The organism is Catellatospora methionotrophica, from assembly GCF_011297335.1.
GTDB classification, from domain to species: Bacteria; Actinomycetota; Actinomycetes; order Mycobacteriales; family Micromonosporaceae; genus Catellatospora; species Catellatospora methionotrophica.
The window spans coordinates 146814-153156 of the sequence record NZ_JAAOTJ010000018.1; the positions used below are offsets into that span (position 1 = coordinate 146814).

General features: G+C 67.7%; 8 protein-coding genes. 4 read left to right on the plus strand and 4 right to left on the minus strand.

Annotated elements, in window-relative coordinates; translation table 11 throughout:
- Positions 1-27 precede the first annotated feature (27 nt).
- Both HAV40_RS30305 and HAV40_RS30310 read right to left on the minus strand, forming a co-directional pair.
- On the minus strand, positions 28-453 hold the full coding sequence (locus HAV40_RS30305) for a helix-turn-helix transcriptional regulator (RefSeq protein ID WP_166387269.1): 426 nt from the start codon (positions 451-453) through the stop codon (positions 28-30).
- A gap of 334 nt (positions 454-787) precedes the next feature.
- Entirely contained in the window at positions 788-2149 is a 1362-nt protein-coding gene (locus HAV40_RS30310) for an RNA-guided endonuclease InsQ/TnpB family protein (protein WP_240935369.1), read from the minus strand.
- Between HAV40_RS30310 and tnpA the strand changes: the two genes are divergently transcribed.
- The 3 genes from tnpA to HAV40_RS30325 all read left to right on the plus strand — a co-directional run bounded on the left by tnpA (position 2049) and on the right by HAV40_RS30325 (position 4750).
- Entirely contained in the window at positions 2049-2465 is a 417-nt protein-coding gene (gene tnpA, locus HAV40_RS30315) for an IS200/IS605 family transposase (protein ID WP_166387271.1), read from the plus strand. The two genes, HAV40_RS30310 and tnpA, sit on opposite strands and share 101 nt — an antisense overlap.
- A 496-nt stretch (positions 2466-2961) precedes the next feature.
- Positions 2962-3726, plus strand: a complete 765-nt coding sequence (locus tag HAV40_RS30320; RefSeq protein ID WP_166387273.1) for a class I SAM-dependent methyltransferase — start codon at positions 2962-2964, stop codon at positions 3724-3726.
- 154 nt (positions 3727-3880) lie between these two features.
- Positions 3881-4750, plus strand: a complete 870-nt coding sequence (locus HAV40_RS30325) for a hypothetical protein (protein WP_166387275.1) — start codon at positions 3881-3883, stop codon at positions 4748-4750.
- Positions 4751-4794: 44 nt separating this feature from the next.
- On the opposite strand, the gene HAV40_RS30330 is transcribed toward HAV40_RS30325, so the two are convergent.
- Both HAV40_RS30330 and HAV40_RS30335 read right to left on the minus strand, forming a co-directional pair.
- Entirely contained in the window at positions 4795-5205 is a 411-nt protein-coding gene (locus HAV40_RS30330) for a hypothetical protein (RefSeq protein WP_166387277.1), read from the minus strand.
- Positions 5202-5468 (minus strand): hypothetical protein, encoded by a 267-nt coding sequence (locus tag HAV40_RS30335; protein ID WP_166387279.1) that lies wholly within the window; start codon positions 5466-5468, stop codon positions 5202-5204. Before HAV40_RS30335 ends, HAV40_RS30330 begins: the two co-directional genes overlap by 4 nt.
- An 80-nt stretch (positions 5469-5548) precedes the next feature.
- Between HAV40_RS30335 and HAV40_RS30340 the strand changes: the two genes are divergently transcribed.
- Entirely contained in the window at positions 5549-6046 is a 498-nt protein-coding gene (locus HAV40_RS30340; protein WP_166387280.1) for a DinB family protein, read from the plus strand.
- Positions 6047-6343: the final 297 nt, after the last annotated feature.

Consider the following 6343-nt stretch of genomic DNA (forward strand, 5'->3'; position numbering starts at 1 on the left):
GCCCACGGAGTTCCGCCGAAAGGCCGGTCAGCTGTGATCCGCGTGCACTGGAGGAGCGTGCTGTAACGGTCCGTCCCGCCCCGCGGCCGGCAACACCCCGAAGTGTCTTCTGAAGTCGCGGGAGAACCGGTCGTAGCCGTGGCTGGTGTGGACGTCCCTGACGGTCATCGCCTCGGCCGCCGGATCGTGCAGACTGGCCCGGCAGGCCTGCAGACGCACCTGCTTGACGAGACGCATCGGCGTGGTTCCCGCATCGCGGCAGATCCGGTAGAGCAGACGCGGTGACATGTTCGCCGCCTGCGCGATGGTTCGCGGATCGCACGCCGGATCACCGTGCCGCCGATGAATGATGTTCAGGAGATGGGCCATCCACAGTGCGCTGAGAGTCGCCGGGCTGACGCCGAGACCCCCGCCGTAACGCAGGTCCACCATCGCCACCACGTAGTCGCGCAAGGCAGCCGCTGTCGCGTGCTCGTCCGGCTGTGCGGAGCCGTCCGCCAGTTCGAGCAGGAGCCGGGTGAAGAGGGTCGTAGCCGGGCAGGCTTCTGGGGCAGCAGCCCACCGGCATGCGGCCGGATCCGCTCAGGTGGGGTGGCCACCATCGCCTTCGGGACCGACACCAGAATCACCCGCATCCCTGTCGGCCTGGTCGCGTGCAGGCTGCGCTGGGGCAGGGCAAGGTCGTGGATCGCAAGATCGCGCGGGCGGAAGAGCACGCGATTTTCTGCCTACTCCTCGCGATGTCCGCCGTCCACGCTGAGGCACAGCTGTTGACGATCTCTCCGCCCTAAAGGACGGAGATTCCCTCCACGCCGCGCGTGGACCGCGCGGCGTCCGAGTGGATTCCTGCTTCCCGGCGCGGTGCCGACACGGATGCCGGTCTTACCTGCGCTCCACAGGCGTTTGAGTTGTCCCGGCGTCCCCGGGCCAACACGTTGATCGCCGCGTTGACGTCGCGGTCGTGAACCGTCCCACACGGGCAGGTCCACGACCGGACCGACAGCGGTTTGGGTCCGTCGACCCGGCCGCACGCCGAACAGGTCCGCGACGTGGGCGCGAACCGGTCGATCCTGGCGAAGGTGCGCCCGTACCGGGCGGCCTTGTACTCCAGCATGCCGGTGAAGCCGGCCCACCCCGCGTCGTGGACGCTCTTGGCCAGCCGGGTCCGGCCGAGACCGACAACGCACAGGTCCTCGACATACACCGCTTGGTTGTCGCGGATGATCGTCGTGGACAGCTTGTGCTGCCAGTCCCGCCGGGTGTCGGCCACCCGCGCGTGAGCGACCGCGACCTTCACCACGGCCTTGCGGCGATTGGCCGAACCCTTCTGCTTGCGGGACAGTGCCTGTTGCAGCCTTCTGAGCTTGCGGGCGGCCCGCCGTAGGAACTTCGGCGCGGTGACCTTCGTGCCGTCGGACAGGACGGCGAAGTGGGTCAGGCCCAGATCGATGCCGACCTCGCAGGCGACCGGCGGCAGGGTCTGGTCTACGCCTGCGGTCACGACGAACGAGGCGAAGTACCGGCCCGCCGCGTCGCGGATGACCGTCACCGACGACGGGTCGCACGGCAGGCTTCTTGACCAGCGCACCCGCAGGTCGCCTATCTTCGGCAGGCGCAGGCGGCCGTTGTCGCAGACCCTGAACCGGGAGTTCTTGGTGAACCGGATGGCCTGCCGGTTGTCCTTGCGCGATCGGAACCTCGGCGGCCCGACCTTGCGACCCTTGCGCCTGCCGGTGACCGAGGAGAAGAAGTTACGGTACGCGCTGTTCAGGTCCGCCAGGGCCTGCTGCAACACCACGGCCGACACCTGTGCGAGCCACGCCCGCGCCTCGGTCTGCTTGGCCTCGGTGATCACACGACGTGACAGCTCCGCGTCTGTCACGTATGTCTCGCCCTGCTCGCGGGCCTGCTGACGCAGCCGCAGCCCGTCGTTGAACACCACCCGCGCACACCCGAACGCCTTCGCCAGCTCGATCTGCTGGCCGGGCGTCGGGTAGACACGGAAGTTGTAACGCAGCTGCACGAACACCAAACTATCATGTTGGTCTATGGCTGATCTCGAAGGCATCCGTACCGGCAGGCACTGCGTGTTCGCGATGCATGTGCACTTGGTTTTCGTGACCAAGTTCAGGCACCAGGTGTTCGCCACCCGACACCTGTCCAGGATGGAACAGATCATGCGCGACGTCTGCGCCGACTTCGAAGCCGAGCTGATCGAGTTCAACGGCGACATCAACCACGTGCATCTACTGGTCAACCACCCACCCAAGGTCGCCGTGGCCCGGCTGGTCAACAGCCTCAAAGGCGTCTCCTCCCGCCGCCTACGCCAAGAATTCCCCGACCTCGCACGGCACTACTACCGGGCAAACAAGCTCTGGTCTGGCTCATACTTCGCAGGGTCGGTCGGTGGAGCACCGATCAGCGCCCTACGGCAGTACATCGAGCAGCAGAACCGGCCGGCCTGATCCAGGCAGACGCCGGTCCGCCTCGACGGCGAATCGGCTGCTCCTGTCCCGCTACGCGGGCAAGTCCGCTTCACCCCCGGCCTGAAGGCCGGAGCACTGCGGACAACATTGGTAGCACTCCGGATCGGAGGCCCGGACCACCCGCGCGGTACGCCGCACCTCGATCTCCGAGTCCGCGGCAAAGACGAGCGACTCGAACGTGAGATCACCGCATCGGGAGGCCGACATCGACACGAACATCCGATCGGGCCTGCGCCCGAGAACCTGAAAGGGAGCCAGTTCAGAGCCGGCGCCCTCGCGATAGTGATCGTATCTGTCGAGCGGATGGACCGTCCTCGTGTCATACCGCCAATGCACTGTCATCGCCTCCTACGCCCACATCGCCAACACACTGATTACACTCGATGCGACCCTCCGCCTGGTTGGCTGTGAGAGCACAGCTTGGACCGGCTCGCCGACAGGCGACATCCGCCAGCTCAGCCGCTACCTTTGAACAGTGGCATATGTCGATGGAGTGCTGAGCAAGGACGTCCCGACCGAGCTCGCGCGGCTGCGGGCACTGGAGGAGCTGTGCGACCCGATCTCCACCGCGATCGTCGAACACCTCTCCCCTGAGCCCAGCTGGCGCTGCGCCGACGTGGGCGCCGGGGCCGGGTCGTTCGCGAGCTGGCTCGCACAGCGCGCCGAGGTCGTGGCGACCGATCTGGATACCCGTTTCCTCACCCCCGGCGAACGGCTGACCGTGCTGACCCACGACGTCACCGGCGACCCCGCCCCCGGCGGGCCGTTCGACCTCGTCCACGCCCGATTCCTGCTGGAGACGCTCCCCTCGCGGGCCGACACCGCCCGCAGACTCACACGATGGCTACGCCCCGGCGGCCACCTGGTCGTCATCGGCGTCGACCTGTCCGTCGCGGCGTTCTCGCCGCATCCGGCGCTGCGCGCCGCGGCCGAGGCCCTCCTCGACATCTTCACGGAGGAGATGGATCTCGAACCGACCTTCACCCGGGGGCTTCCGCGGCTGCTCGCCGAGGAGGGCATGGTGGACATCCGGGCGGCCTTCCACCCGCTGGTCGTCGGCGACGGAGGCCCGGGCGAGCGGGTGATGCGAGCCACCTTCGAGCAGGCGTACGGCACCATGATCGCCACGGGTCGGCTGACAGCGGAGCAGGTCGACGCCGCGCGCGACTGGTTCGGCCAGCCCGGCCACCTGGACATCCTCGCCCTGATGCCGGTCGTCACCGCCCGCCGCCCCGCCTGAGCGGCGAGCGGATCAGCGCGACCCGGTCGACGGCCGTGGCCGGGTAGTCCCGCTGGCCGCCGGTGCTGCGGCCGCTGCACGAACAGCCCCTGCTCCCCGTAGCAACGCAGAGCGCGGGCTGGCCCCGGTCGCCTCTGCCAGTTCGCCGATACGCATGGACCTGCCTCTTGAGCAGGTCTTTCCCGATCCCGCCGCGATCGCGGTTGCCCGCGTACTCCATGATCTGTTCATGTTTCGCTGGACTTTGAGCCGAGCCGCGATCGGCATCGCCGTCGGAGTCGCGGTGTCGGGCTTCGCGATGGTGGCCTACCGGCAGGGCTGGTCTGTCGCCAAGGAATCCGCAGCCGTCGCGGCGACCTTGTTGATCGTGGTGATCGGGGGTCGGTGGACCGCCGTCCGCGACGCCCGGTGGGCCACGGTGCATGGGCCGGTTTCGGCGACGATGAAGGTCCACCGCGGCCGGGTGGTCGTCCGCAGGGTCGACGTGTTCTCGTCGGTGATGCTCGGTGTCGTCGGGGTCGGTTGGGCGGCAACGCTGTGGCTGGCGGCCCTCGACTGGGTCGGCGTCAGCGTGGTGCTCGCCTGCGCTTTCATGGGACCGCTCTTTGTCATGTTCGCGATTCCCGCACTCGCCCACAAGGTCGTGGTCACCCCGGCGCATCTGACCATCCACCGGGCGTTCAGCCGCAGCGTCGTACCCCGGCACACGATCCGCACGGTCCGTCGCGGGGATGCGGGTGCTCTGGTCGTCGAGACGCTTGACGGCGGCTCGGCGAAGATCCCGACCGGCATCTCCAGCCTTTTCGTCCAGGGAAACTGGAACCACCGACCCGCCCAGCTCAAGGCCGCCGGGAGGCTGGAGGCCGCCTTCGCGGCGCTGCCGCCCGCCGAGGCGGCGGACAGCGACACCGTCACCACCCGGCCGCGCATCACGCTGATCATCATCGCGGTCGCGGCGGCCGCCTGCTTCGCGACATTGACCGCCCTCGTCTACACCGATGTCGTCAAAGACGCGCCACGATAGGTCGCTGGCCGCCAGGGTTTGACAGCGAACTCGCGATGGGGCTGTCAGGCATCACCCCAGGGCTCCTCTAGGGGGATGCAGCGCACCGCCCTGTGGATCGAGGCGTACCGCTGCGGGTCGGCGGTGAGGATGTATGCCCGGTGCATGAACGCCAGCATCACCAGGTATGCGTCGTGGACGTCATGGCGCGGGCCGATGCGGCGCAGGAACGCGCCGAACTCCTCCCACTCGGCCATCGGCGTGAGCTGCCGGCAGCTGTCGCGCTGCAAGAGCAGTTCGATCAGGGTCTGGTCGGCTCCTTCACCGAGCGCCTGGGCCAGGCTCCCGGCTGAGAACGCGGTCAGCTCATCCTTCGACTCGATCTCGCCGAGCAGTTCGCCGACGGTGGCGTTGTGGCCGTATGCCTTGAGGGCGCCGGCGTCGAGAATCAGCTGTATGGCGGCGCGTTCGGTCACACGGCCCAGCCCATCTCGCGGCGGATCTCGTCGTAAGCACCGGCGTCGACGTCTTCCCGGGCGGTGGCCAGCTGAGCGCGGGCCCAGCGGCGGGCAGCCTGCTTCTCGGCCTCGTTCGGGCGGCGGCCCGCGATCTCCTCAGCACGGGTGTTGAGCATGTGCCGCCGGACGATGGCGTTCACCTCGCCGCTGGCGTTGCCGGTGCCCTCCAGATACTTCGCGACGTCGTCGTCGAGGCTGAAGCTTTTGATCGTCTTTGCCATGGTTATTAATATCCCTGCAGATTGCTAATAGCGCCAGCAGACGACCCGCGTCTGTCGTAGGTCACGCCTACCATCCCCCGGTGATCGACGAGCGATTCGAACTGCCGACCTCGGCCGGAGAGCGCCAGGTGCTCGAGACGTTCCTGGAGTTCCAGCGCGGCGCGCTGGTACGCAAGTGCGCCGATCTCGACGACCGGCAGTTCCGGAGCCGATCCGTGCCGACCTCCCGGCTGTCCCTGGCGGGCCTGGTGCGGCACCTGGCCGGTGTCGAGCGGTGGTACTTCCAGGCCGTCATCGCCGATGCGTTCCCCGGCTCGCTGTTCACCACTTTCACCGCCGACTTCGACGACGTCGAGGCCGCGACCTGCGAGGCGACCTTCGACATGTGGCAGGCCGAGGTCGAGACGTCCCGCCGCATCGCCGCCGAGCGTTCGCTGAACGTGGTCGGCCGGCATCCGGGCACCGGCGAACAGCACTCCCTGCGCTGGGTCCTCCACCACATGATCGATGAGTACGCCCGGCACCTCGGCCATGCGGACATGCTGCGCGAGGCGATAGACGGCCGAACCGGAGAATGACCCTCGAATTTCGGCCAGGCGGCGCTCCTGATCGAGGTGTGCGGTGCATCCCTAGCTGCTCGATTTGTGTACACACCGCACTCACCGACATCGCCGGGGCGATGAACACACGACGCACTTCAGCGAAGACTGATCATGGAAGTTTCTCCTGGTCGAGGCCATTCGTGCCTTCTAGTCCGAAAACTTGAGGGTGAGTGGGCAGGCGGCAGCGTCTCGGCGTAGCGCAGCGGAGCCGGGACAGGGTTTGTCGTTGTATCGCGGTCAGGCGGCTGCCGGTTCGATGGTGACCTTGTAGCC

Coding starts and splice junctions, on each gene's coding strand:
- tnpA (WP_166387271.1), top strand. CDS start 2,049: ATGGCTGATCTCGAAGGCATCCGTACCGGCAGGCACTGCGTGTTCGCG.
- HAV40_RS30335 (WP_166387279.1), bottom strand. CDS start 5,468: ATGGCAAAGACGATCAAAAGCTTCAGCCTCGACGACGACGTCGCGAAG.
- HAV40_RS30325 (WP_166387275.1), top strand. CDS start 3,881: ATGGACCTGCCTCTTGAGCAGGTCTTTCCCGATCCCGCCGCGATCGCG.